The 25578-nt window shown below is 68.9% G+C and carries 19 protein-coding genes, 1 tRNA gene and 1 pseudogene; 9 read left to right on the top strand and 12 right to left on the bottom strand.

Annotated features, from left to right (window positions below):
- Window positions 1-271 precede the first annotated feature (271 nt).
- From AU197_RS15920 to AU197_RS15895, 6 genes are all read left to right on the top strand, one after another.
- Complete coding sequence (locus AU197_RS15920; RefSeq protein ID WP_064403635.1) at window positions 272-4180, top strand: Pls/PosA family non-ribosomal peptide synthetase; 3909 nt, start codon at window positions 272-274, stop codon at window positions 4178-4180.
- Window positions 4177-5508 carry a M1 family metallopeptidase gene (locus tag AU197_RS15915; RefSeq protein WP_064403825.1) on the top strand — a complete coding sequence of 444 codons (1332 nt, stop codon included), beginning with the start codon at window positions 4177-4179 and terminating at the stop codon, window positions 5506-5508. The genes AU197_RS15920 and AU197_RS15915 overlap by 4 nt, the downstream gene beginning before the upstream one ends.
- Window positions 5505-6782 (top strand): lipopolysaccharide biosynthesis protein, encoded by a 1278-nt coding sequence (locus AU197_RS15910; protein ID WP_064403634.1) that lies wholly within the window; start codon window positions 5505-5507, stop codon window positions 6780-6782. The genes AU197_RS15915 and AU197_RS15910 overlap by 4 nt, the downstream gene beginning before the upstream one ends.
- Before the next feature lie 64 nt (window positions 6783-6846).
- The gene (galE, locus tag AU197_RS15905; protein WP_064403633.1) at window positions 6847-7824 is read left to right on the top strand and encodes a UDP-glucose 4-epimerase GalE; all 978 of its coding nucleotides are present in this window, start codon (window positions 6847-6849) and stop codon (window positions 7822-7824) included.
- Window positions 7808-9598: a hypothetical protein gene (locus AU197_RS15900; protein ID WP_064403632.1), complete on the top strand. Its 1791-nt coding sequence runs from the start codon at window positions 7808-7810 to the stop codon at window positions 9596-9598. The genes galE and AU197_RS15900 overlap by 17 nt, the downstream gene beginning before the upstream one ends.
- Window positions 9599-9622: 24 nt before the next feature.
- Window positions 9623-9994: a carboxymuconolactone decarboxylase family protein gene (locus AU197_RS15895; RefSeq protein WP_064403631.1), complete on the top strand. Its 372-nt coding sequence runs from the start codon at window positions 9623-9625 to the stop codon at window positions 9992-9994.
- Window positions 9995-10006: 12 nt separating this feature from the next.
- On the opposite strand, the gene AU197_RS15890 is transcribed toward AU197_RS15895, so the two are convergent.
- Both AU197_RS15890 and AU197_RS15885 read right to left on the bottom strand, forming a co-directional pair.
- Window positions 10007-10082 (bottom strand) — tRNA-Thr (locus AU197_RS15890).
- 84 nt (window positions 10083-10166) lie between these two features.
- The gene (locus AU197_RS15885) at window positions 10167-11375 is read right to left on the bottom strand and encodes a DNA polymerase III subunit delta' (protein ID WP_064403630.1); all 1209 of its coding nucleotides are present in this window, start codon (window positions 11373-11375) and stop codon (window positions 10167-10169) included.
- Between the two features lie 88 nt (window positions 11376-11463).
- On the opposite strand from AU197_RS15885, the gene AU197_RS15880 reads away from it, so the two are divergent.
- Window positions 11464-13107: an adenylate/guanylate cyclase domain-containing protein gene (locus AU197_RS15880; RefSeq protein ID WP_064403629.1), complete on the top strand. Its 1644-nt coding sequence runs from the start codon at window positions 11464-11466 to the stop codon at window positions 13105-13107.
- A 27-nt stretch (window positions 13108-13134) separates the two neighbouring features.
- Here the strand turns inward: AU197_RS15880 and topA are convergent, their stop codons facing one another.
- From topA to AU197_RS15865, 3 genes are all read right to left on the bottom strand, one after another.
- Window positions 13135-15942, bottom strand: a complete 2808-nt coding sequence (gene topA / locus AU197_RS15875; protein WP_064403628.1) for a type I DNA topoisomerase — start codon at window positions 15940-15942, stop codon at window positions 13135-13137.
- Window positions 15943-16077: 135 nt separating this feature from the next.
- Window positions 16078-16668 (bottom strand): hypothetical protein, encoded by a 591-nt coding sequence (locus tag AU197_RS15870; RefSeq protein WP_064403627.1) that lies wholly within the window; start codon window positions 16666-16668, stop codon window positions 16078-16080.
- A gap of 130 nt (window positions 16669-16798) precedes the next feature.
- A complete protein-coding gene (locus AU197_RS15865) occupies window positions 16799-17002 on the bottom strand; it encodes a cold-shock protein (protein ID WP_006243848.1) in 204 nt (67 codons plus the stop codon).
- A 277-nt stretch (window positions 17003-17279) separates the two neighbouring features.
- Between AU197_RS15865 and AU197_RS15860 the strand changes: the two genes are divergently transcribed.
- Both AU197_RS15860 and AU197_RS15855 read left to right on the top strand, forming a co-directional pair.
- Window positions 17280-19607 (top strand): DEAD/DEAH box helicase, encoded by a 2328-nt coding sequence (locus AU197_RS15860; protein WP_064403626.1) that lies wholly within the window; start codon window positions 17280-17282, stop codon window positions 19605-19607.
- Window positions 19608-19766: 159 nt separating this feature from the next.
- On the top strand, window positions 19767-20795 hold the full coding sequence (locus tag AU197_RS15855; protein ID WP_064403625.1) for a PAS domain-containing protein: 1029 nt from the start codon (window positions 19767-19769) through the stop codon (window positions 20793-20795).
- Here the strand turns inward: AU197_RS15855 and AU197_RS15850 are convergent.
- From AU197_RS15850 to ssd, 7 genes and pseudogenes are all read right to left on the bottom strand, one after another.
- Window positions 20792-21124 (bottom strand): annotated as a pseudogene (locus AU197_RS15850) (Rv3654c family TadE-like protein); the annotation flags it as partial. The gene AU197_RS15855 and the pseudogene AU197_RS15850 overlap by 4 nt on opposite strands.
- A gap of 10 nt (window positions 21125-21134) precedes the next feature.
- Window positions 21135-21416: a TadE family type IV pilus minor pilin gene (locus tag AU197_RS15845; RefSeq protein ID WP_082696702.1), complete on the bottom strand. Its 282-nt coding sequence runs from the start codon at window positions 21414-21416 to the stop codon at window positions 21135-21137.
- 41 nt (window positions 21417-21457) lie between these two features.
- Window positions 21458-21658 carry a DUF4244 domain-containing protein gene (locus AU197_RS15840; protein ID WP_064403623.1) on the bottom strand — a complete coding sequence of 67 codons (201 nt, stop codon included), beginning with the start codon at window positions 21656-21658 and terminating at the stop codon, window positions 21458-21460.
- Between the two features lie 29 nt (window positions 21659-21687).
- Window positions 21688-22257: a type II secretion system F family protein gene (locus AU197_RS15835; RefSeq protein WP_064403622.1), complete on the bottom strand. Its 570-nt coding sequence runs from the start codon at window positions 22255-22257 to the stop codon at window positions 21688-21690.
- Complete coding sequence (locus tag AU197_RS15830; protein ID WP_064403621.1) at window positions 22254-23030, bottom strand: type II secretion system F family protein; 777 nt, start codon at window positions 23028-23030, stop codon at window positions 22254-22256. Before AU197_RS15830 ends, AU197_RS15835 begins: the two co-directional genes overlap by 4 nt.
- The gene (locus tag AU197_RS15825; protein WP_064403620.1) at window positions 23027-24193 is read right to left on the bottom strand and encodes a TadA family conjugal transfer-associated ATPase; all 1167 of its coding nucleotides are present in this window, start codon (window positions 24191-24193) and stop codon (window positions 23027-23029) included. Before AU197_RS15825 ends, AU197_RS15830 begins: the two co-directional genes overlap by 4 nt.
- Window positions 24190-25251: a septum site-determining protein Ssd gene (ssd, locus tag AU197_RS15820; RefSeq protein ID WP_064403619.1), complete on the bottom strand. Its 1062-nt coding sequence runs from the start codon at window positions 25249-25251 to the stop codon at window positions 24190-24192. The genes AU197_RS15825 and ssd overlap by 4 nt, the downstream gene beginning before the upstream one ends.
- Between the last annotated feature and the right edge of the window lie 327 nt (window positions 25252-25578).

Raw genomic sequence — 25578 nt, 5'->3', positions numbered from 1 at the left:
ACGCCGGAGGTCTCTTCCACCGCCACGATCATTCGTGTCGGCCCGCAGCACCGGTCGTCCGATGACGGCCGACGTGATGACGACACCGCGGCGAAGGAATACTCCCCTCCGCAGGCGATTCTGCCAGGTACTGGCGGATGACCGGTAGCGGGGGAAATCAAACCTCCGGATGCGGCCCTTGTCGATGCCCGGCGGGCGGTGTCGGAATCGTGATCGCGACGCCGCCTGCGGCTCGGGCGGCACGCGGGGCGGGCTGAGTAGCTTTGTAGCCGTGACTGGGGAGTTGCGGCGGGAGATTCCACCTCAATATCTGTTGTCCCCGCTCGCGCCGGAGCCGCGCACGCTGATCGACATCCTCTACGAGACCGCCAAGCGGTATCCGGAGGCGCCCGCGATCGACGACGGTGACGTCCAGCTGACGTACGGCGAACTGATCACCGACATCGAGGACAGCGTCCAGTGGCTGGCCGCACGGGGCATCGGCCGCGGCGACCGGATCGGCATCCGGATGCCGTCGGGAAGCTACGCGCTCTACGTCGCGATTCTCGCCGTGCTGGCCTCCGGCGCCGCGTACGTGCCCGTGGACGCCGACGACCCCGAAGAGCGGGCGGAGCTGGTGTTCACCGAGGCCAACGTGGTGGCGGTCATCACCGAAGCCGGCCTGTCGCGCGGGCCGGGGTCGTCGCGGGGCTGGCGGGCCGCGGCGCCACTGGGCCGCGACGACGCCTGGATCATTTTTACCTCCGGCTCCACCGGCACCCCGAAGGGCGTCGCGGTCACCCACCGCAGCGCGGCCGCGTTCGTCGACGCGGAGGCACGGTTGTTCCTGCAGGACAATCCCATCGGGCCGGGCGACCGGGTGCTGGCCGGGTTGTCAGTCGCGTTCGACGCGTCGTGCGAAGAGATGTGGTTGGCCTGGCGGCACGGCGCCTGCCTGGTCCCTGCGCCGCGTTCCATGGTGCGCAGCGGTATGGACCTCGGGCCGTGGCTGGTGGCGCGCGACATCACGGTGGTCTCGACCGTGCCGACGCTGGCGGCGCTGTGGCCCGCCGAGGCGCTCGAGGCGGTGCGGCTGCTGATCTTCGGCGGCGAAGCCTGCCCACCCGAGTTGGCCGACCGGCTCGCCGTCGACGGTCGGGAGGTGTGGAACACCTACGGCCCGACGGAGACGACCGTGGTGGCGTGCGCCGCCCGGTTGTCCGGAGGTGGCCCGGTGGCCATCGGGCTGCCGCTTGTCGGGTGGGACCTGGCCGTGGTCGGCTCCGACGGTGAGCCGGTGGCGTATGGCGCGGTTGGCGAGCTTGTCATCGGGGGCGTGGGCCTGGCCCGCTACCTCGACCCGGACAAGGACGCCGAGAAGTACGCGCCGATGCCGACGCTCGGCTGGAAGCGCGCCTACCGCAGCGGGGACCTGGTGCGGCTGGAGTCCGACGGGCTCTACTTCGTGGGCCGTGCCGACGACCAGGTCAAGGTCGGCGGGCGGCGCATCGAACTCGGCGAGGTCGACACCGCGCTCGTCAACCTTCCCGGGGTGAGCGGCGGCGCCGCCGCAGTCCGCCGCACGGCGGGCGGCACGCCGCTGTTGGTCGGTTACATCGCCAGCGCCGACCCGACTTTCGATCTGGCCAAGGCGCGAGTGTCGCTGGCCGAGACGTTGCCCGCGGCGCTGGTGCCGCGGCTGGTCTTGGTCGACGAACTGCCGACCCGTACCTCCGGCAAGGTCGACCGCGAGGCGTTGCCGTGGCCGGTCGATGTCGGCGAGGACGACGGCGGAGCGGGGTTGACCGGGACGATGGGCTGGCTCGCCGGTCTGTGGCGCGATGTACTGGCCGCGCCGGTGGACGGTCCCGAAGCCGACTTCTTCGCGCTCGGCGGAGGCTCGCTGTCGGCGGCGCAACTGGTCGCCGCCCTGCGTCGGCGCCATCCGCAGGTGACCGTCGCCGACCTGTACGACCACCCACGACTCGGGTCGCTCGCGGGTTTCCTCGACGAGCTCGATCCGCCGCCGCGGGTGCGTCCGCGCACGGTGAAGCCGACATCGCGGCTCACGCAGGCCGTGCAGGTGGCGTTGTCGCTGCCGCTGGCCACGCTGACCGGACTGCAGTGGGTGGTGTGGCTGGCGGTGGCCAACAACGTTTTGGCCGGTTTCGTCCCGTGGACCGCACCGCTCAATTGGTGGTGGGTCGGGGTGGGCTTCGTCCTGTTCGTCACCCCGCTGGGCCGGATGGGGATCGCGGCGCTGTGCGCCCGGCTCCTGCTTGACGGGTTGGCGCCGGGCACCTACCGGCGAGGGGGGCCCGAGCACCTGAAGGTGTGGCTGGCCGAACGTCTAGCCGAGGCCGGCGGTGCCGAAAACCTCGCGGGCGCACCGTGGTTGGTGTACTACGCCCGAGCACTGGGCAACAAGGTCGGAAAGGGTGTGGACCTGCACTCCACTCCGCCGGTGACCGGCATGCTCAAGCTCGGGCACCGGAGCTCGGTCGAACCCGAGGTCGACCTGTCCGGCCACTGGGTCGACGGTGACCTCTTCCACGTCGGGCCGATCACCGTCGGCAACGACGCCACGATCGGCGCACGGACCACCCTGTTTCCCGGAGCCGTCGTCGGCAAGAACGCCGATGTGGCCCCCGGCTCCGGTGTCGTCGGCAAGGTGAAGAACGGTCAGTACTGGAAGGGTTCGCCCGCGGTGAAGTCCGGCAAGGCCCGTCACCCCTGGCCCGAACACCGCCCACCGCGGGCGCCGGTGTGGGTGGCGGTCTACGGGCTCACCTCGATCGTTTTGGGTGGGCTGCCGTTGCTTGCGATCGCCACCGGCCTGGCGGTGATCGGATACGGTGTGCGCGAATCCAATTCGGTGGTGGATGCAGTCGTACCCGCGGCGCTGTGGACTCCGGCCGCGACATTGGTCGCCGCGGTCAGCTATGCGGTGCTGACGGTGGTGGGGGTGCGCCTGCTCTCGTTGGGGCTGCGCGAGGGTTATCACCCGGTGCGCAGCCGGACGGGGTGGCAGATCTGGGCCACCGAACGGCTGATGGATGCCGCACGCACCTATCTGTTCCCGATCTACGCCAGCCTGCTCACGCCGTGGTGGCTGCGGGCGCTCGGCGCCAAAGTCGGCCGGGGAACCGAGATCTCGACGGCGCTGTTCACACCGAAGTTCACCGTCGTCGAGGACGGCGCCTTCCTGGCCGATGACACGATGGTGGCCTCCTATGAGTTGGGTGGCGGCTGGATCCATGTCGCGAAGGCGACGATCGGCAAGAGGGCGTTCCTCGGCAATTCCGGCATCACCCAACCGGGTCGCAAGGTTCCCGACGACGGCTTGGTGGCGGTGTTGTCGGCGACCCCGCACAAGGCCAAGGCCGGTTCGTCCTGGCTGGGCAGCCCGCCGGTTCGGTTGCGCCGCAAGCCGACCGCGGCGGATGCGCTGCGCACCTTCCACCCCTCCGCGCGGTTGAAGCTGCTGCGCGGTCTGGTCGAGACGTGTCGGATAGTACCGCTGATCGTGACGTACGGGATCGGGGTGGCGGTGCTGCTCACCCTGCAGTGGTTGGCCGTGGAAGCCGGCTGGGGGTGGGCCGCGCTGAGTGCCGGAGCCGTGCTGTTGGTCGGCGGAGTGATCGCAGGGGCGGCCGCCGTGATCGCGAAATGGCTTGTCGTCGGCCGCATCGAGCCCGGCGAACACCCCCTCTGGTCGGCGTTCGTCTGGCGCAACGAGGTTTACGACACCTTCGTCGAGACCGTCGCCGCCCCGTGGTTCGCCCGCGCGGCCAGCGGCACGCCGGTGATGAATCTGTGGTTGCGCGCGTTGGGCGCCGGGATCGGGCGCGGCGTCTGGTGCGAGACGTACTGGCTGCCCGAGGCCGATCTGGTGACCCTCGAGCAGGGTGCCACCGTCAACCGCGGCTGTGTCGTGCAGACGCATCTGTTCCACGACAGGATCATGCGGATGGACACCGTTGTGCTGGAGCAGGGTTCGACATTGGGTGCGCACGGTGTCGCGCTGCCCGCGGCCCGCATCGGCGCTGCAGCCACCGTCGGCCCGGCCTCTCTGGTCATGCGTGGTGACGAGGTACCCGCATCGACCCGGTGGCAGGGCAACCCCATTGCGCCGTGGCACGCACCCCGCAAGAAGCGCGCAGACACGTCGGCACCTTCGACCAGAGAAACCGCCGCGTGACGAGAGGCAAGAAGAAGTCGACACCGGTCATCGACCCGTACCTGCCGTCGAGCGGCAACTTCGGTTACCGGGTATCGCGCTACGAACTCGACATCGAGTACAAGGTCGCGATCAATCGGCTCACGGGTACGGCGACGATCACCGCGGTGACGCTCGCGGCGTTGCGCACCTTCACTCTCGACCTCGCCGACACGCTGTCGGTGACGAAGGTGTCCGTCAACGGCGCACGGCCGCAACAGTTCCGCACGTCCGGCGGCAAGCTGCACATCGCGTTGCGTGACGCGCTGGCCCCCGGGGCGGCGATGACCATCGTCGTGCGCTACGGCGGGGCCCCCAGGCCCATCCGCTCACTGTGGGGCGATGTCGGTTTCGAGGAGCTCAGCGAGGGGGCTCTGGTGGCGGGCCAGCCGAACGGTGCACAGTCCTGGTTCCCCTGTGACGATCACCCCAGCGCGAAGGCGAGCTTCCGTCTGCAGATCGCCGCCGAAAGCCCGTATCGGGTGATCGCGAACGGCGAGTTGGTGTCTCGGCGCGCGCGGGCCGGCATGACGACATGGACCTTCGAGCTGCCCGAACCCACCTCGACCTATCTGGTCACGGTGCAGATCGGACTGTATGAACGTCATCGGCTGGCCAAGAACGGGGTCCCGATCCACGCGGCGCTTCCGGACCGGTTGCGGCGCAACTTCGAGCACGACTTCGATCGTCAACCGCAGATGATGAAGTTGTTCGTCAGGTTGTTCGGCGACTATCCGCTCAGCGAGGGGTACACCGTCGTGGTCACCGACGACGACCTCGAGATCCCGCTGGAGGCGCAGGGGATTTCGATCTTCGGCGCCAACCACTGCGACGGCACCGGCAGGTCCGAACGGATGATCGCACACGAACTGGCACACCAGTGGTTCGGCAACTCGGTGACCGCCAAGCGCTGGCGCCACATCTGGCTGCACGAGGGGTTCGCCTGTTACGCCGAGTGGCTGTGGTCGGAGAACTCGGGCGGCCGCAGCGCCGAGGACTGGGCCCACCACTACTACCAGCGGCTCGCCGACTCGCCGCAAGACCTCGTGCTCGCCGACCCCGGTCCGCGCGCCATGTTCGACGACCGGGTGTACAAGCGCGGGGCGATGACGTTGCACGTGCTGCGCCGGCACCTGGGCGACGACAACTTCTTCGCGCTGCTGCGGGACTGGACGTCGCGCCACCGGCACAGCACCGTGGTGACCGACGACTTCACCGGCCTGGCATCGCATTACGCCGACGAGTCGTTGCGCCCGTTGTGGGAGGCCTGGCTGTATGGCACCGAACTCCCGGAGTTGGACACACCGTGACCGACGCGGGAGCGCCCTTCGATCCGGTCACGGCGAGCGGTGCGGCCCCGGCCGGTCCGGCCGCGCGCGGCAGCGTGGGCCGGGTCGGGCTGGCCACCGCCGCGATCGCCGTGTGCGGTTATGCGGTGCTCTACCTGGCCGCCCGCGACCTCGAGCCCGCCGGGTTCTCGTTGTTCGCGGTGTTCTGGGGGGCGTTCGGTCTGGTGTCGGGGGCGACGGGCGGGCTGTTGCAGGAGGCCACCAGGGAAGTGCGGTCCGCAGCGCATGTCGAGCCGGCGGAGGGGCCCCGTAGCCGTCCGATGTGGGTGGGCGCGCTCGTGGGCGTCGTGTCGGCCGCTGCGATTGCGGTCAGCTCCCCGCTGTGGTCCGGGCACGTGTTCGTGGAGTCGCGATGGCTCTCGGTGACGCTGCTGGCCGTCGGACTCGCCGGATTCTGTTTGCACTCAACGCTGCTCGGCATCTCTGCCGGGCTCAACAGGTGGACGGCGTACGGATCGCAGATGGTGACCGACGCAGGCCTGCGTCTGCTCGTGGCCGTCGCGACGTTCCTGGTCGGCTGGGGCCTGGCCGGTTACCTGTGGGCCACGGTGGCCGGCGCGGTGGCGTGGCTGATCATGCTGATCGTCTCGCCCGCCACGCGACGGGCCGCGGGCTTGTCGACTCCCGTCAGCACCGCGGAGTTCCTGCGGGGCGCATCGCATTCGATCACCGCGGCGGGTGCCAGCGCCATCCTGGTCATGGGGTTTCCGGTGCTGTTGCAGGCGACCTCCGACGATCTCGGCGCGGTGGGCGGCATCGTGATCCTGGCCGTCACGCTGACGAGGGCCCCGCTACTGGTGCCGCTGACGGCGATGCAGGGCAACCTCGTGGCCCACTTCGTCGACCAGCGTGCGCACCGGTTGCGTGCCCTGGTCGCTCCGGCGGTGATCGTCACCGGTGTGGGTGTGCTCGGTGTGCTCATCGCCTGGGCGGCCGGACCGTGGCTGCTGCGCAGCGCATTCGGTGCCGAATACCGCGCCGACGGTGCACTGCTGGCCTGGTTGACAGGCGGTGCGATCGCCGTCTCGCTGCTCACGCTCACCGGCGCGGCTGCGGTGGCGGCGGCGCTGCACCGCGCATACGCGCTGGGTTGGGTTTCGGCGACCGTCGCGTCGACGTTGTTGCTTCTGCTACCACTGGACCTGGGCACGCGCACGGTGGTCGCGCTGCTGTGCGGTCCGGTGGTGGGTATCGCCGTGCACCTGTCCGCGCTGTCACGCAGGCCTGCGGCATGACACCGGTTCGGAGCCGGGGTCGCCGATCCGTATGCTGGCCCCCGTTCGAGGTGAGGAAGAGCGGATGACTTGGCTGGTGACCGGCGGCGCGGGATACATCGGTTCCCATGTGGTGCGAGCCCTGGCCGACGCCGACATGCCGGTCGTCGTGATCGACGACCTGTCAACCGGCCTCGAGCGATTCGTCCCGGCGACGGTCCCGTTCGTTCGGGGCACCCTGCTCGACGGTGAGCTCGTCTCCCGCACGCTCGACGAGCATCGCGTAAGTGGCGTCATCCACATCGCGGGGTTCAAGTACGCCGGTGTCTCCGTGCAACGCCCGCTTCACACCTACGAGCAGAACGTCTCGGCGATGGTCACGCTACTCAAGGCGATGGAGGCCTCAGGCACCGACAAGATGGTGTTCTCCTCCAGCGCGGCCACCTACGGCACCCCCGACGTCGACACCGTCACCGAACAGACGCCCACGTCGCCGGAATCCCCGTACGGTGTCAGTAAATTGGTGGGCGAGTGGATGATTCGTGACGCGGCCCGCGCCTCCGGATTACGCCACACCAGCCTGCGCTACTTCAATGTCGTGGGCTCGGGGTCAGAGGACCTGTTCGACGTCAGCCCGCACAACCTTTTCCCACTGGTGTTCGACATGTTGTGCCGCGACGAGACGCCGCGCATCAACGGCGCCGACTACCCCACCCCCGACGGCACCTGCGTGCGCGACTACGTCCACGTATCGGATCTCGCGCTGGCGCATGTCGCCGCGGCGCGGCGGCTCGAGGCCGGTGACCCGATCGAGCCCGTCTACAACCTCGGCAGCGGTAGTGGCACCTCGGTGCGGGAGATCATGACGACGATCCGCGATGTGACGGGGTTCGATTTCGAGCCGGTTGTCGGCCCCCGCCGGCCCGGTGACCCCGCCCGCATCGTCGCATCGGGTGACTTGGCCGAGCGCGACCTCGACTGGCGGATGCGGCATTCGCTGGAGGAGATGGTGCGCTCGGCGTGGATCGCGCGCCGGCAAGCAGGGGATGCCTATCCGCGGTAACTTCGCGCTGACCAGCTGGGTCGCGCGCACCGCCGCCGTCCTGATCGTCGTGCAGCTGGCGATCCGGGCGGTACTGGCATTCGGCGGCTACTTCTACTGGGACGACCTGATCCTGATCGGCCGCGCGGGTACCCAGTCGCTGTTCTCGCCGGCATACCTGTTCGACGACCACGACGGTCACGTCATGCCCGGGGCGTTCCTCGTCGCCGGAGGCATCACCTTGTTGGCGCCGCTGAACTGGATCGGGCCGGCGATCAGCCTGGTCGTTCTGCAACTGCTGGTGTCCCTGGCACTGCTGCGGACACTGCACATCATCCTCGGATGGCGCCCAGTCCTGTTGTTGCCGTTGACCTTCGCGTTGTTCACGCCGCTGGCGGTGCCGGGGTTCGCCTGGTGGGCGGCGGCGCTGAACTCGTTGCCGATGCTGGCGGCGATGGCGTGGGTCTGCGGCGACGCGATCCTGCTGGTGCGCACGGGAAACAAGCGCTACGCGGTGACGGGCCTGCTGGTCTACGTCGGCGGTCTGCTGTTCTTCGAGAAGGCGGCGGTGATTCCGTTCGTCGCGTTCGCGGTGACGGCCCTTCTGTTCTACGTGACCGGTGCCGGCTCGGCGAAAGCGGTGTGGCGTCACGGAGTTCGCCTGTGGGTGCCGTCGCTGGCGGTCACGGCGGGATGGGTCGGCGTGTACCTGATGGTGGTCGACCAGAAACGGTGGAGCCTTGACCTGGCGATGACGTGGGACCTGCTCGCGAGGTCGGTGACGCACGGGATCGTGCCGGGTTTGGTCGGCGGCCCGTGGGACTGGCAACGGTGGGCGCCCGCGTCACCGTGGGCCACCCCGCCCGCGGCGGTGATGGTGCTGGGTTGGGTGGGCTTGGCCGCGGTGGTGACAGTGAGTGTGCTGCGCAAGCAACGGATCGCCGCGGTGTGGTTGGTGGCCGCGGGGTACGCGATCGCCTGCCAGATCCCCATCTATCTGATGCGGTCATCACAGTTCACCGCCCTGGAGTTGGCCCAGACGCTGCGCTATCTGCCCGACCTCGTCATCGTGCTGGCGTTGTTGGCGGCGGTTGGACTGTGCGCCCCGAATCGGGAGGGAACGCGGTGGTTGGATGCGTCGCGGTCCCGAACAGCTGTGATCTGTTCGCTCACAGCGGCATTCGTGGCGAGCAGTCTGTATTCGACCGCTACGTTCCTGACAGTGTGGCGCGACAACCCGACACAGGCCTATCTGCAGAACGCGTTGTCGGGCTTGGCCGAGGCGAGCCGGATGTCGGATGCACCGATGCTCGACCAGGAGGTCGACCCGATGGTTCTGCAACGGGTGGTCGGACCCGAGAACCGCGCCAGCCACATGTTCGCGTTGGTCCGTGAGCGTCCCGAATTCTCTGCGGCCACAAGCGAACTACGCATGCTCGATCACAGCGGCCGCGTGGTCGATGCGAAGGTGACCTGGGTGCGAACCATCGCGCAGGGCCCACACCCGGACTGCGGATACCTGGTGCAACCGGAGGTTCCGGCCCGCATGCCGTTGGACGGTCCGCTGCTGCCCGCGGACTGGACGGCGGAGATCAACTACCTGGCCAACAGCGACGGCTCGATGACGATGTCGCTGTCGGAGGGGCGCGAGGTCAAGGTGCCGGTGCGACCGGGCCTGAACCAGGTGTTCGTCCGGCTGCCCGGGGCGGGCGACGCGATCGACGTCCGCGCGAACACGGCCGCGTTGTCGGTGTGTATCGCGTCGGGCCCCGTCGGATTCCTGGCGCCGAGATAGCGGCGGGCGTGCCAGGCTGTCGGGATGACCGACATCCGAGAACAAGGCCTCGAGGTCTTCCGCGAACTGCTCCCCGGCGTCCTTCCCGACGGTGACGTCGAACTGCCCACCGACTCCTTCGGCGGCGAGATGCTCGGCCTGGCCATGGACAACGTGTTCGGGCGGCTGTGGACCCGGGAAGGTCTGAGCCGTCGCGACCGCAGCCTGCTGACCCTCGGCATCCTGATCGCGCTGCGCGCCGAGGACGAGTTGCGTATCCACGTCCAGATCGCGCGCACCAACGGCCTCACCGACGACGAGATCGCCGAGGTCATCTACCACTGCACCGGTTACACCGGCTTCCCCGCAGCCAACTCGGCAATGAAGATCGCCAAGGAGGTGTTGCAGGCGACGTGAGGCTCTGTGAGCTGGAGCCACCTAGGAGAATCGAACTCCTGACCTGCTCATTACGAGTGAGCCGCTCTGCCGACTGAGCTAAGGTGGCGTGCCGCCGCGATGAGCGCTGCGCGAAGAGCAGACGACCGCGGGGGCGGGACGAGTCTACGGCAGGGCCCGCCGCCGACCCAACTCAGTCGCGCAGCGCCCGGCCGACCGTCGCCACCATCGCGTCGACCGCGAACTTCGGCTTGACATTGACGGCCAGGGCCTCGCGGCACTCCAGCACGGCTTCGATGCAGCGCAGCAGCTTGTCCGGTGGCGCATGCGCGGCCAGCCTGGCGATCTCCTCCGCCATATCGGGGTGGTTGTGCGCAACGTCTCCGGCGTCGGACGCCACCAGCAGCGCGTCGCGGAAGTACGTCGCCAGATCGATCAACGCGCGATCCAGGGAATCACGCGAAGCGCGTGTCTTGCGCGACTTCTGCCGTCGCTCAAGGGCACTGAGCGCACCCGCCGCTCCGCGCAGCGAACCGGCCGTGCCCTTGCCGGTGCCCCCCGCGCCGAGCGCGGTGCGCAGTTCCTCGGTCTCGGCCTCGTTACGGTCCACCGTCAGCGCCAGCGCCTCGTCCTCGGCCGTCTTCACCAACTCCTCGGCCGCGGCATAGGCGCGCGACGGTGTCGCCGCGTCCCGCGCCAGTCCCAACGCCCGCTTGCGGCGCTCCCGCGCCGACTCATCGGTGGCCAGCCGCCGGGCCCGCCCGACATGGCCGCCGCTGACCGAAGCCGCCCACCGCGCATCGGCCTCCGCGAGCCCGTCGCCCTCCATCAGCACGTTCGCGATCGCATCCACGGTCGGGGTCACCAGCGCCACGTGCCGGCAACGCGAGCGCAGCGTGATCGCGATGTCCTCGGGATCCACCGACGGAGCGCACAGCAGGAACACCGTCGACGGCGGCGGCTCTTCGACCACCTTGAGCAGGGCGTTCGCCGCTCCCTCGGTCAACCGGTCGGCATCTTCGACCAGCACGATCTGCCATCGTCCGGTACCCGGCCGCCGCGACGCGATCTGCACGATCGCGCGCATGTCGTCGACGCCGATCGACAACCCCTCGGGGATGATCCGCCGCACGTCGGCATGGGTGCCGGCCATCGTCGTCGTGCAGGCCCGGCATTCGCCGCATCCGGGCACACCGTCGGAGGTGCACTGCAGCGCAGCGGCGAAGCACAGCGCCGCCACCGAACGGCCCGAACCGGGAGGGCCAGTGATCAGCCACGCATGTGTCATGGACCCGATGACCGCGCCGTTGTGAGCCGCCTCACCACGTGCGGCGCGGGCCGCGGCCACCAACTCGGCCTCAACAGCGTGCTGGCCCACCAGACGCGAGAAAACACCGCCCATCGGAGATAACAGTAGTGCTGCGAACCGACACGTCCGTCTCACAGCACCCGTACCCGTCGCCGATGCCCGATACGGTTGACGCGTGGCCATGGGAGAACGACCGATCGGGCGGATCAGCGCATTCGTCCGGTGGGCGGCGCGCACCCCATGGCCGGTGTTCACGCTGGGCATGGTGCAGGCCGACATCATCGGCGCCCTGCTGGTCCTGAGCTTCCTGAGGTTCGGTCTGCCGCCCGAGGACCGCATCCAACTGCAGGATCTGCCCGCCTTCAACCTGGCGGTCTTCCTCGGCTTCCTGTTCGTGTCCTTCACCATCGCCGCCTACTGGAGCCTGCGGCTGCTGATCCCCGTCATGCGCTGGCAGCGCCGCGACATGCTGCTGGGCGACCGGGACCCGGCCGACACCGAGGTGGCGCGCACCCGCGCGCTGAAGATGCCCTTCTACCGGTCGGTGATCAACGTCGCGAACTGGTTCTTGGGCTCGGTGGTGTTCATCGTCGCGAGCTGGCCGGTGGCCAGCAAGTCGGCGCCGGTGGTGGCCGTCGCCACGGGCCTGGGCGCCACGGCGACCGCGATCATCGGCTACCTGCAGTCCGAACGGGTGCTGCGGCCCGTCGCGGTGGCCGCCCTGCGCGGCGGTGTGCCGGAAAACTTCCGCGCGCCCGGGGTGATCGCGCGTCAGGTGATGACGTGGGTGCTGTCCACCGCGGTTCCGATCATCGCGATCGTGCTGGCCGTCGTGGCCAGCAAGTTCGAGATCCTGACCGCGCCCGCCGACCGGCTGACCACCCCGATCCTGATTCTGTCGATCTCCGCGCTGGTGGTCGGCCTGGCAGGCACCGTGCTGGTGGCGATGTCGATCGCCGACCCGCTGCGCCAGTTGCGCTGGGCGCTGGGCGAGGTGCAGCGGGGCAACTACAACGCTCACATGCAGATCTACGACGCCAGCGAGCTGGGCCTGCTGCAGGCCGGGTTCAACGACATGGTGCGCGACCTGGCCGAACGGCAGCGCCTGCGCGACCTGTTCGGCCGCTACGTCGGCGAGGACGTGGCCCGGCGGGCGCTGGAACGCGGCACCGAACTCGGCGGGCAGGAACGCGACGTCGCGGTCCTGTTCGTCGACCTGGTGGGCTCGACGCAGCTGGCCGCGACCATCCCCGCGGCCGAAGTCGTCAACCTGCTCAACGACTTCTTCCGGGTGGTGGTCGACACGGTCAACCGGCACGGCGGCTTCGTCAACAAGTTCCAAGGCGATGCGGCGCTGGCCATTTTCGGCGCACCGATCGAGCACCCCGACGCGTGCGGCGGCGCGCTCGCGGCCTCACGCGAACTGCACGACGAGCTGATCGAGGTGCTGGGCCAGACGGAGTTCGGTATCGGGGTGTCGGCGGGCCGGGCGATCGCCGGGCACATCGGCGCCCAGGCCCGCTTCGAGTACACCGTGATCGGCGATCCGGTCAACGAAGCGGCGCGGCTGACCGAGCTGGCCAAGCTGGAGGAGGGTCACGTCCTGGCCTCGGCGATCGCGGTCAGCGGGGCCCTGGACGCCGAAGCCCTGTGCTGGGACGTCGGCGAGATCGTCGAACTCCGTGGTCGCGTCGCACCGACACAGTTGGCGCGGCCGCTGAACCTGCTCAGCTCCGCCGCGGCGCGCGACGAACAGACCGACACCGATCACGCCGACGCTGAACACGACGCCGAACGTGAAGCTATCACCGAGGAATCGCGCTGATCCCGAGCACCAGCTCACGTGCGCGGGCTAGGCCTTCTTCGCGGCCTTCTTGGCGCCGGCCTTCTTGGCGGTCTTCTTCGCGCCCGCCTTCTTCGTCCGCTTCACCGGGCCGCGCGCGCGGCGGTCGGCGAGCAGTTCGGCGGCGCGTTCGTCGGTGATCGACAGGACGTCGTCGCCCTTGCGCAGGCTGGCGTTGGTCTCCCCGTCGGTGACATACGGGCCGAACCGGCCGTCCTTGATCACCATCGGCTTGCCGGTCGCCGGATCCTCGCCCAGCTCACGCAACGGCGGGGCCGCGGCCCGCTGACCGCCGCGGCGCTTGGGCTCGGCGTAGATCTTCAGGGCCTCGTCGAGCGTGATGTCGAACATCTGCTCCTCGGTGGCCAGCGACCGAGAATCCGTGCCGCGCTTCAGGTATGGGCCGTAACGACCGTTCTGCGCGGTGATCTCCTCACCGGTGTTCGGATCGACGCCGACGACGCGGGGCAGCGACAGCAGCCGCAGCGCATCCTCCAGGGTCACCGTTTCCAGATCCATCGACCGCAACAGCGATCCGGTGCGCGGCTTCGGACCGGTCGGCTTCTTACCCTTCTTCGCCGCCGACCCGGCCTCGCCGTCGTCGGGCGGTTCGGGCAGCACCTCGGTGACGTACGGTCCGTAACGACCGTCCTTGGCGACGATCTCGTGCCCGGTTTCGGGGTCGACGCCCAGTGAACGACCCTCTTGCGGTGTGGCGAAAAGCTTTTCGGCGAGCTCCAAGGTCAGCTCGTCGGGTGTGAGCTCGTCCTTCAGGTTGGCCCGCTGCGGTTTGAGCTCTCCGGGCTCGCCGTCGTCGGCGGGGACCATCCGCTCCAGGTAGGCACCGTTCTTGCCCACCCGCACATAGATCGGCCGGCCCTGATCGTCGTCGAAAAGCTTGATGGAGTTGATTTGTCGAGCATCGATCTCTTCGAGGTTCACCCCGACGAGCTTCTTGAGCCCACCCGAGCGGGCGATCGAGTCCTCGACCCCGTGATCGCCACCGAAGTAGAAGTTGTTGAGCCAGTTGGTCCGTCGCTCGTTTCCGGCGGCGATCTCGTCGAGCTCGTCTTCCATCGCCGCGGTGAACCCGTAATCGACCAGGCGGCCGAAGTGTTGTTCGAGCAGCCCGATGACGGCGAACGCCACCCACGACGGAACCAGCGCGCTGCCCCGCTTCACCACGTAACCGCGGTCCTGGATCGTCTTGATGATCGACGAATACGTCGACGGCCTGCCGATGCCGAGGTCCTCGAGGGCCTTGATCAGCGAAGCCTCGGTGTAGCGGGCGGGCGGCGCGGTGTTGTGGCCGTCGGCGGTGAGCTCCTTGGCGTCCACGCGCTGGCCCTGCTCGAGATTCGGCAGCCGGCTCTCGGCGTCGTCGGCCTCGCCGCCGGCCTGCTCGTCGATGCTCTCCACGTAGGCCTTCAGGAAGCCGGCGAAGGTGATCGTGCGGCCGCTGGCGTTGAAGACCACCTGCTCGCCCGAACTCGCCGTTCCGGAGATCCGCAGGCTCAGCGTCGTTCCGCGCGCGTCGGCCATCTGGGAGGCCACGGTGCGTTGCCAGATCAGCTCGTAGAGCCGGAATTCGTCGGTGTCGAGCTGGCCGTGCAGCTGGCCGGGCGTGGAGAACACGTCACCCGCGGGCCGGATGGCCTCGTGCGCCTCCTGGGCGTTCTTCACCTTGCGGGTGTACTGGCGCGGCGACGGATGCAGGTACTCCTCGCCGTAGAGCTGACGGGCCTGGTTGCGGGCGGCTTCCACGGCGCTCGTCGACAACGTCGTGGAGTCCGTGCGCATATAGGTGATGAAGCCGTTCTCGTAGAGCCGCTGCGCGATGCTCATCGTGCGCTCCGAGGAGAACCGCAGCTTGCGGCCCGCCTCCTGCTGCAGCGTCGAGGTCATGAACGGCGCGTACGGCCTGCGGGTGTAGGGCTTCTGCTCGACCGAGCTGACCGCCAGCTGCGCCCCGCGCAGACCGCCCGCCAACGCCGTGGCGGCGGCCTGGTCGAGGACCAGCACCTCGTCGGGCTTTTTGACCTGGCCCAGCGAGTCGAAGTCACGGCCGGTGGCCACGCGACGCCCGTCGACGGTGTTCAGTTTGGCGGTGAACGTCGGGGGAGACGCCTGCGGGTCGGAGACGCTGGCGTCGAGTTCGGCGGTGACGTCCCAATAGCCCGCGCTTCGGAAGGCCATCCGTTCGCGTTCGCGCTGCACGATGATGCGCGTCGCCACCGACTGCACGCGGCCTGCCGACAGCTTCGGCGCGACCTTCTTCCACAGCACCGGGCTGACCTCGTAGCCGTACAGCCGGTCCAGGATGCGGCGGGTCTCCTGCGCGTCGACCAGGTCGTTGTCCAGGTCGCGGGGGTCCTCGGCGGCGGCGCGGATCGCCGGTTCGGTGATCTCGTGGAACACCATCCGCTTGACCGGGATGCGCGGCTTGAGCGTCTCGAGCAGATGCCAGGCGATGGCCTCGCCCTCGCGGTCGCCATCTGTGGCCAGATACAGCTCGTCGACGTTCTTGAGCAGATCCTTCAGTTCGGCGACCGTGCTCTTCTTCTCGGGGCTGATGATGTAGAGCGGCTCGAAGTTGTGGTCGACATCCACCCCGAGGCGGGCCCACGGCTCGGATTTGTACTTGGCGGGCACGTCGGCGGCGTTGCGGGGCAGGTCGCGGATGTGCCCACGGGATGACTCGACGATGTAGTTGGAGCCGAGGTAGCCGGCTATCTTGCGCGCCTTGGTAGGCGACTCGACTATGACGAGCCGCCGGACGCTTCCGTTACGGCCGCTGCCGCGGTCCCCATCTGCCACCTTTTACTTACGCTCCACTTCTTCGGTCGCCTACAGCGCAGAATTCCGCATCCGGCGGCGAATCAACCCTGTCGGCAACTGACAATTTCGCACCCCGCGCCAACCGACGCAAACTGACCCCCCTCAAAACAGCCGTCAGACCCGTGGCCATTCCTGGAACGCCTCCACACTGCCCGGAGGTTCCCCCACGTTCTCTACCAGGCGCGATAGCCGGCGTCGGCCGCTGATCCGCAGGGCCGGGCGCGACCCCCTGGTGCCGATCAGCGTCGGCGCGATTCCCACCCGCATCATCGCCGACGCGAGCGGCGCATGCGTGTCCGGTGCGTGCGGGTCCAGCCCGAGCAGATAGCGGTCGGCTTCGGGCGTGCCCGCGGCCAAGGTCCACGCCCGCAGCTCGCGCGGCCCGGGCAGCCAGTTGGGCGGGACGGTCTTGACCGCACCCCGGGTCCAACCCGCCGCGATCTCGACCAGTCGGGCGTCGACCGCGGTGCGCACCAGCGGGGTGTTCTCGTCGGTGCGGGCGATCTCGGGTTCCAGACCGGCCTCGACGATCATCTCGGCGAGCGCCTCGGCCCGCCACTGACGGTCGACGACGACCGACAGCCGCGCACCCTGCTGGGCGCCCGAACCCACCAGGACGACTTGGCCAGGTCCGGCGAGCAGCCCGGTGAGGTCGGCCACCGCGGGGGGCACCGACTCCGCCGAGAAGAACGACAGCTGGCTCACAAATCGACAGTAAGCCAGGTACCGGTCTCAGCCGTGGCGGCCGTGCCGAAGCGCGCCGGAATAGCGAACACCCCGCGGCGGCCGGTTCTCGACGCTCGCGGGGTGTTGCCTTTCGATCGTGCTGGTCGCGCTAGACGGCCCGAACACCGGTGGCCTGCGGCCCCTTGGGGCTCTGGCCAACCTCGAACTCGACCTTCTGGTTCTCCTCCAGGGTGCGGAAGCCGCTGCCCTGAATCTCCGTGTAGTGGACAAAAACGTCAGCGGAGCCGTCCTCCGGGGCGATGAAGCCGAAGCCCTTCTCCGCGTTGAACCACTTCACAGTTCCCTGTGGCATTTCCTGTTGTTTCCTTCTCTTTTTCACCGGGTGCGGTCCACCGTGTTTCGGTACACCGGGCCCGTTCCGACCGCTCTCCTTCGTGGAAGCTCGGAACTCAACCCGACCTACAACCCTCGCAGGAACCGCGATCGCAACGTCGTTCCTGCGAGTGCTGATACACGAACACAGAAGCTGCGACCGCGATAAGTCAATCACGTTCGTGGCTGCGGCGACAGTCTCGGCGTTTCAAATGGGGAACAATTCGCCTAAAGAGGTGTCTCGGGAAGGATGATCGATGCCTGATTTCGGCCGCGAGCTGCTCGCGTGCGCGGTCGAGGGCACGGTCGGCGGCGGCCAAAATCCGCTGCGCCACGTGGCGGACATTCCACCGCGACGGGGTCGCCCGATGAGGTGGCCGTGCTGGGCCCACCCAGATGTGGTGCGGGCGTTCGTTGATCGGGGCATCGAGGCCCCCTGGTCGCATCAAGTGGCCGCCGCAGACCTCGCCCATGGTGGACGCCATGTCGTGCTGTGCACCGGCACGGCGTCGGGTAAGTCGCTCGCCTACCAGTTGCCGATATTGACAGACCTGAAGGCAAATTCGCGGACCCGCGTGCTGTATCTGTCGCCGACCAAGGCCCTGGGCCATGACCAGTTGCGATCCGCGGTGGCGCTGACCGAGGCGGTGGGGCTGTCCGATGTGGCGCCGTGTGCGTACGACGGCGACAGTCACAGCGACGTGCGGCGGTTCGCGCGGGAACGGTCGCGCTGGATCTTCTCCAACCCCGACATGATCCATCTGTCACTGCTGCGCAACCACGCTCGCTGGGCCGTGTTCCTACGCAACCTGAGCTACATAGTTGTCGACGAATGCCATTACTACCGCGGCATTTTTGGCTCGAATGTGGCGCTGGTGTTGCGCCGGTTGTTGCGACTGTGCGCCCGATACTCGCCCAGTGGTGGTGTGCCCACCGTGATCTTCGCCAGCGCCACGACGGCCTCGCCGGGGCAAACCGCCTCCGAGTTGATCGGTCAAACGGTCGCCGAGGTCACCGAGGACGGGTCGCCGCAGGGTGCCCGCACCGTGGCGCTGTGGGAACCGCCGCTGCTCGAGGACCTGGTGGGTGAAAACGGTGCCCCGGTAAGGCGTTCGGCGGGAGCCGAGGCGGCCAGCGTGATGGCCGATCTGGTCGCCGAGGGTGCCCGGATGCTGACATTTGTGCGCTCACGCCGCGGCGCCGAGCTCACCGCGTTGGGGGCGCGAGCCCGATTGGCCGAAAGGGCGCCCGATCTCGCCGATCGGGTGGCTTCGTACCGCGCCGGGTATCTGTCCGAGGATCGCCGCGCGCTCGAGCGCGCGCTGACCGACGGCGAACTGCGGGGGTTGGCGACGACGAATGCGTTGGAGTTGGGCGTCGACATCGCCGGTCTGGACGCCGTTGTCCTCGCCGGGTTTCCGGGCACCGTGACGTCGTTCTGGCAACAGGCGGGCCGGTCGGGACGGCGGGGGCAGGGAGCCTTGATCGTGTTGATCGCACGTGACGATCCGCTCGACACCTACCTGGTGCACCATCCGTCAGCGCTGCTGGACAAGCCGATCGAGCGCGTCGTCATCGACCCCACCAACCCGTATGTGCTTGGACCACAACTGCTCTGCGCGGCCGCCGAACTTCCGCTGACCGACGCCGAGGTGCGGATGTGGAACGCCGAGGACGTGGCTGCGACGCTCGTCGACGACGGACTGCTGCGGCGACGGGCCAGCGGCTACTTCCCCACACCCGGCATGGATCCGCACCCGACTGTCGACATCCGGGGGTCCTCCGGCGGTCAGATCGCGATACTGGAGTCCGGAACGGGCCGCATGCTCGGCAGCACCGGGGCGGGCCAGGCGCCCGCTTCGATACATCCGGGCGCGGTGTATCTGCACCAGGGCGAGACCTACATCGTCGACTCACTCGACTTCGAGGACGGTGTGGCTTTCGTACACGCCGACGACCCGGGTTACACCACGTCGGCCCGCGAGATCACCGACATCTCGGTCACTGGTCACGGTGAGCGAAAGTCGTTCGGCGCGGCCACCGTTGGGCTGGTACCGGTGTCGGTGACGAACACGGTGATCGGATATCTGCGCAGGCAACTGACGGGCGAGGTGATCGATTTCGTCGAACTCGAGATGCCCACCCGCACGCTGGAGACCATGGCGGTGATGTGCACGATCACGCCAGAGGCGTTACAGCACAACGGCATCGATTTGCTGCGCGTGCCCGGCGCGCTCCATGCCGCAGAACACGCCGCGATCGGGCTGCTGCCGTTGGTCGCCAGCTGCGACCGTGGCGACATCGGCGGGGTGTCGACGGCGGTCGGACCCGTCCAGGGGTTGCCGACGATCTTCGTGTACGACGGCTACCCCGGCGGTGCGGGGTTCGCCGACCGCGGCTTTCACCGGCTCACCACATGGTGGGGTGCGACCGCCGATGCGATCGAAGCGTGCGAGTGTCCGGCCGGATGCCCGTCGTGTGTGCAGTCGCCCAAATGCGGCAATGGCAATGACCCGCTGGACAAGCAGGGTGCGGTTCGTGTGTTGCGGCTGGTCCTGAGCGAGATATCCGCTCACACGCGCTGACGGCCGCGGCGATCGACCCCTCGAACGACCGCCCTACGCATGTCCGCGAACCGGGCCCTGGGGCCCTGTGCAGACGAAAGCTACCGCCTCCGGAGAGGGCATCGCAACCGTGGTGGCAGTGCGGCGATCGCGTTCCCGCACGCCGCTAAAATGGCCCCCATGACCCACGACTGGCTGCTCGTGGAGACGCTGGGCAGCGAGCCCGCAGTGGTAGCGCAGGGTCGTCGCACCCAGAATCTGATCCCGATCGGCACCTTCTTGCGGCGTAATCCGCATCTGATGGCGGTGCAGACCGCCGTCGGCGAAACGGTGCGCGCACGACAGGGTCTGAGCAGCATCACCCCGAAGAACGACCGCGTCATCCGCACCGAGGTCGTGCAGATGACCGACGGCCGCATCCACGGTGTGCACGTGTGGATCGGGCCACCCGACATGGAACCTCCGGAGCGGCCGGTTCCTGGCCCGCTGGTGTGGGACCTCGAGACCGGCACCGCCACGGCCACGCCGGAGTCGTTGGCCAACAGTGGCTGGGATTCGCATCAGGAGCCGACCCAGAACCGGACATTCGCCGACGATCTGCCGATGCGCGAGCTCAACCCGAGCGAAGCCAAGGTATTGACCATGGCGATCAAACGCGAGCCGGGTACGACGTTCTGCAGCACCTGGGACGTCACCGATCATCGCGGTGAGCCGATCAGCGTCGGCTTCGTCACGCGGACCGTGCTGGAGCCCCAGGAGGACGGCGGTCCCGATCGGCTGATGTGCCGCGCGATGAACTGGCGCAGCGAACGCGAACAAGAACCTCCGCAACAGGACCGCCTCGCTCAGCGAATTCTCAACGGGCTGGCACAACCGGGCATGCACCGTGCGCTCGTCGACCCGACGAACTGGACCCTGCTGAAGTGGCTCGACGACCCCGCCCCGTTCTTCGACTGGCGGGTGAGCCTCGCAGGTGAGCATGCGGTGCATCCCGCCGATCGCGCCGAGATGGAGCAGATGGCCGTCGATTTCAGCACCGGCATCGCGACCGGTGTGCTGAGAATGACCGGCGTCGGTGGCCAGGAGTGGGAACCGGTGCATGTGACGGTGAACCGGGTCGAGCTCGACGACGACGTGTATGCCGCGCTCGCAACGCTACGCCGCCCCAACGCCAGCGAGATCGCCGAAGCGGAACGACGCACGTCCTAGGTGTTGGTGTCCGCCGGGCCCGCGCGGGCCACCGCTCGCGCGGCGCCCACACCGAAGCGGCCCAAAGTGACCGGAACCTCAACGACCACAACGGCATCGAGATCACTGACTTCACACCGCGCGATCTCGGTCCGCATGGCATCGGCGACCGCGGCCGCCCACGCGCACGCGTGATCGCCACCGGCCGCCACGCGGTGGGCGGCGGCCAACGCGCCCAGGTCTGCGGCGGCCTGCGCGCGATGTCGCGCAGTCACCGCCACACCGACGTAAGCGGCGCCGACAGCGATCGTCACCACGATCGCGATCATCGCTGCGGCAATGAGGCTGGCAGAACCGCGCTCAGCCCGAACCCGGTTCCAGCGCCGCCACCGCTCGCGCCTCGACGGTGAACCCCGGCAAGATCGGCGAGCGTGCCCTGACGATGGAGGTGACGAACTCTCCGTCGCGGCGGGTGACGACGGTGGCTCCCTCGGGCGCGAGATCGCGTGCCGTCGCACCACCGTCGTGGCCGCGGGCCGCCAGGCGTGCGGCTTCGCGCGCGGCGTCGACACAGCGGATGTGCATCGACACCGCCGTGAGCCCGCCCAGACACACAACGAGGACCGCGACCAGCGCTGCCACCGCGAACGCCGCTTCGACCGTGGCGCCGCCGCGCTCACCGGCTAGACGTTCGTGTTGAGCGCGCGGCTGATTATGTTGGTCAACGCGCTGACGATCGAGTCGCCGGTGACGACCGTGTAGAGGATCGCGCCGAACGCCGCGGCCGCGATCGTGCCGATCGCATACTCGACGGTCGACATACCGTCGTCGGCGACGATCAGCATCGTCAGTCGCGCATGGACCGCTCGAATCCTGTTGCCCATCACTATTTTTCCTCCCCACTCGTTGTCCCTCACAAAATCCCCGACTGCAGCACGTCTCCGGCCAGACCCGCGACGACCGGGATGATGCCCAGACAGAAGAACGCCGGCAGGTAGCACGTTCCCAGTGGGCCTGCGATCAATATGGAGGCACGTTCGGCGGCGCCGCGCGCGGTATCCGCGGCGTCGTCGCGCGATCGGGCTGCCAGCGCGCTGACCCCCTGCGCCAGCGCGGTTCCCGAGGATGCCGACCGTCGGGCCAGCCGTAACAATGCATCGACGCTGCGATCTCCGGCGGGTGCATCGGCCCACGCGGTCGCGGGGTCGGCCCCCAGGGCGAGCAGATCCGCAGCGCGGGTCAACACCCGCGCTACCGGCGGCGGTGCCGAGGGCGCCGCGGCCGCCGCGGCGCCGGCCACCGCCATACCCGAATGAAGGCAGGTGGCCAGCACGTCGAGCGCCGAGGCGAACGCCAATGGATCGTTCGTCAGGACTCGTTGCTGCAATCCAGGATTCGGGCTGCGAGCGGCCCCGATACGCGCTCGGCCTTCGCCGCCTCCGATGAGCGCGGCGATCGCGAGAAGCAGCGCGGAAAGAGTCATCCGACCACCCCGCCGGTGATCCGGTCAGACCACACCAACCCCAGACATGTCAGTGCCACCCCGACGGTCAGGAGCCACTGGCCGGTCGAGAACAGGAAGTGCAGCGGTTGGGCCCCGATCAACTCGCCGAGCCCGATGCCCAACAACGGCAGCACGGCAAGCACGGTGGCCGTGGTTCTGGCACCGGCCATTCCGGCCTTCACCTGAGCCGAGAAGCGTTCCCGCGCGGCGATGTCCAGTTGCGCGGTGTGCATCAGCCTGGCGATGGCCAAGCCGTGCGACTGCGCCAGATTCCAGCAGACCGCGAGCCGCTGCCAATACGTGGGCAGCTCCGATCGTCGTGCCACGCTGACCATCCCGGCCACCACGTCACCTCCCATCCGCGCCCTGGCCGCCACCGTGCGAAGTGCTGTCGACACCGCACCGTCGGCTTCGTCGGCCGCGGTGTCGAAGGCGGTCACCGGATGGGCGCCGATCCGCAGTTCCCCGACCAGGACGTCGAGCGCAGCCTCCAGTGCGGCGGCTTCCTCGGCCCGCTTCCGCGCTCTGCGCCTGCGCCGGCTCCGCGCTTGGACGGTGGCCGCGGCGATCAACGCCGCCACCACCACCCCGAGCGGCGCGACGAATACCAGGGCGGCCAGGACGGCGTGCAGCCACAGCACCAGCGGAATTCGTAACGTGCGGCGGCGTGCGCGTGCCGCCGCCGCGCATCGTCGCCGCGGGCCGGGTGCGGTCAGCAACGCCAAAGCCAGTGCCAGCGCGGCCACACTCACGCGCCACCCCGCTCACCGATGAGGCCGTCGAGGCGCTGCGCGCCGCAACCGAAGCCGTGCCCGAAACGCCACGCCGTCGAGACACTGACCCGGCCGTCGGCGCCGGCGCTCAACACCGCGATCTCAGTGAGCCGGCGCATGCCCGCGCGGTCGCGGCCGACATGTATCACCACTTTCACGGCGGCTCCGAGTTGGCTGTGCAAGGCGGCGCGGTCGAGTCCACCGAGCGCGGCCAGCGCCTCGAGGCGGGCGGGCACCTCGGCCGGGCTGTTGGCGTGCACGGTTCCAGCGCCGCCCTCGTGGCCGGTGTTGAGCGCGCCGAGTAGGTCGACCACCTCGGCGCCGCGGACCTCACCGACGACGATGCGGTCAGGTCTCATCCGTAACGCCTGCCGGACCAGGTCCCGCACCGTCACCTCGCCCGCGCCTTCGACATTGGCGCAGCGCGCCACGAGCTTCACGAGGTGCGGATGGGGCGGAGCGAGTTCGGAGGCGTCCTCGACGCAGACGATGCGTTCGGTTGCGCGGACCGCGCCGAGCAGGGCGGCGAGCAGAGTGGTCTTACCCGCCCCCGTGCCTCCGGAGACGAGGAAGGCGAGCCGTGCGCGCACGATGCCGTCGAGGAGGCCGGCGGCGGCCGGGTCGATCGCGCCGGCGGCGGTCAGCGACGCCAGGTCCTGCGTGGCGGGCCGCAGCACCCGCAGCGACAGACACGTCCCCGCCGAGGCGATCGGTGGTAGGACCGCATGCAGTCGCACCGTGAACTGGCCGGTGCCCAGCCCGGTCAACTGACCGTCGACCCACGGTTGGGCCTCGTCGAGGCGACGTCCGGCCGCGAGCGCGAACCGCTGCGCGAGCCTGCGCACGGAGTTCTCATCGGGAAACCGGATCCCGGTGCGGCGCATCCCGTTACCGTCATCCACCCACACCGCGTCGGGCGCCGTGACCAGAACATCGGTGGTGCCGGCGGCCGACAGCAACGGTTCGAGCACACCCGCACCGGTCAGTTCGGTCTCCAACAGGCGCAGACCGGAGAGCACCTCGCTGTCGCCGAGTACACCGCCGGACTCGGCGCGGATCGCCGCGGCCACCACCGCAGGCCGCAGCGGCGCCGATTCGGCCGCCAGGCGCTCGCGAACCCGGTCGATCAACGAGTCGCTCATGCGGCGAGGCTCGGATGCTGCTGCAGGATCGACAACACCTTGCTCGCCGCGCGGCCGAGCGGTGACCGAGGGCCGATCCGCAGTCCGCCCCGCTCGAGGTCGACGGCGACGCCGGGCTGTGGCCGCATCCCGGCTAACAGCGGGAGACCGACGATCTCGGCGACCTCCGACGAGCGCAGCCCGCCCGGCGCGGGTCCGCGCACCACCACCCCCGAGTTCGGGTTGAGCGACGACACCCACCGGGCAACCGTGTGGGCCGCCGCGCAGGACCGCACATCGGCGGGTGTCACGAGGACGGCGAGATCGGCTGCGGCCAGGGCGGTCTCGGCCGCCGCGGTCGACCGCCGCGGGAGGTCGCATATGACGGTCGCACCGCCGCGACTGCCCGCGTCGATCACGGCGCCGAGCGGTACCGGGTCGACATCGCACCCGGCGCGGCTGCCAGACAGCACCGCGATGCCGCGTACGCGAGGCAACGCGTCACGTAACGCCGCGTAGCTCACCCGTCCGCCTTGCAGCCGCAGATCTGGCCAGCGCAAGCCGGATTCGGCTTCCCCTCCCACCAGCAGATCGATACCACCGCTCCACGGATCGCCGTCGATCAACAGGGTCTGGTGAGCGGTCAGCGCCAGTGCGGTCGCGAAGACTGATGCGCCTGCGCCGCCCTTGCCTGCGATGACGGCCGCCACCGCACCGCGATTTTCTTCCTCACGCAGCCCTTCAGCGGCCTCGGCCAGGTCCGCCATGAGCTCGTCGTCCTGCTCGGGCAGGGTGAGAACCCGCTGGGCGCCGACCGCGATGGCCGCCTGCCAGTCGGCTCCGCAGGGTTCAGCGCGGCCCACCAGAACGACACGGGCACGTCGCGGCAACGCCCGGGCCACGCATCGACGGGCGCCTGTGATGTCGAGCACGACGGCGGCCGCCTCGGTCCAGACCTTGCGGCTGGAGGGCTCCGAGGCGTGAACGACGGATACACCGGCCGCTGCACACACCCGGTCCACGTCGGCCCGAAGCGCGGGGTCGGCGATCAGCGCGAGATATCCATTTGGCGAAGCCACTCCCTCACCCTGTGCTCCGGGCGCACGGCGGCGCTACCGACAACGCCCGATCTGTGCATTACCACGATCTTGTGAATGGACCAGGTGAGAGACCGCAAACGAAAACGGCGTTCCGCAACCACCGTGAATGGCAGCACATATCCGGATTGCGAAAAGTCCCGAAAAAGGGACGACCCCCGCCAGGGGGGGAGGAGGCGGAGGTCGTCGTGTATCAGCCCCGGGGGGTCGGGCTGATGCACACCCGACATAAGCCGGGTAAGGCTCACTATACACACGGCAGTCGGCTTCGGCGCAAGTGCTGCGCACTGAGGAAAACCCCCCAATTTA

The sequence above is a fragment of the Mycobacterium sp. IS-1590 genome (assembly GCF_001500025.1).
Classification (GTDB): Bacteria; Actinomycetota; Actinomycetes; order Mycobacteriales; family Mycobacteriaceae; genus Mycobacterium.
This window is presented reverse-complemented; position numbering and strand designations above follow the sequence as displayed.

Excerpts from the sequence above, each read along its gene's own strand:
- galE (WP_064403633.1), top strand. The coding sequence starts at position 6,847 with ATGACTTGGCTGGTGACCGGCGGCGCGGGATACATCGGTTCCCATGTG.
- AU197_RS15900 (WP_064403632.1), top strand. The coding sequence starts at position 7,808 with ATGCCTATCCGCGGTAACTTCGCGCTGACCAGCTGGGTCGCGCGCACC.
- AU197_RS15895 (WP_064403631.1), top strand. The coding sequence starts at position 9,623 with ATGACCGACATCCGAGAACAAGGCCTCGAGGTCTTCCGCGAACTGCTC.
- AU197_RS15885 (WP_064403630.1), bottom strand. The coding sequence starts at position 11,375 with ATGGGCGGTGTTTTCTCGCGTCTGGTGGGCCAGCACGCTGTTGAGGCC.
- AU197_RS15880 (WP_064403629.1), top strand. The coding sequence starts at position 11,464 with ATGGGAGAACGACCGATCGGGCGGATCAGCGCATTCGTCCGGTGGGCG.
- AU197_RS15865 (WP_006243848.1), bottom strand. The coding sequence starts at position 17,002 with ATGCCACAGGGAACTGTGAAGTGGTTCAACGCGGAGAAGGGCTTCGGC.
- AU197_RS15860 (WP_064403626.1), top strand. The coding sequence starts at position 17,280 with ATGCCTGATTTCGGCCGCGAGCTGCTCGCGTGCGCGGTCGAGGGCACG.
- AU197_RS15855 (WP_064403625.1), top strand. The coding sequence starts at position 19,767 with ATGACCCACGACTGGCTGCTCGTGGAGACGCTGGGCAGCGAGCCCGCA.
- AU197_RS15840 (WP_064403623.1), bottom strand. The coding sequence starts at position 21,658 with ATGGGCAACAGGATTCGAGCGGTCCATGCGCGACTGACGATGCTGATC.
- AU197_RS15835 (WP_064403622.1), bottom strand. The coding sequence starts at position 22,257 with ATGACTCTTTCCGCGCTGCTTCTCGCGATCGCCGCGCTCATCGGAGGC.
- AU197_RS15825 (WP_064403620.1), bottom strand. The coding sequence starts at position 24,193 with ATGAGCGACTCGTTGATCGACCGGGTTCGCGAGCGCCTGGCGGCCGAA.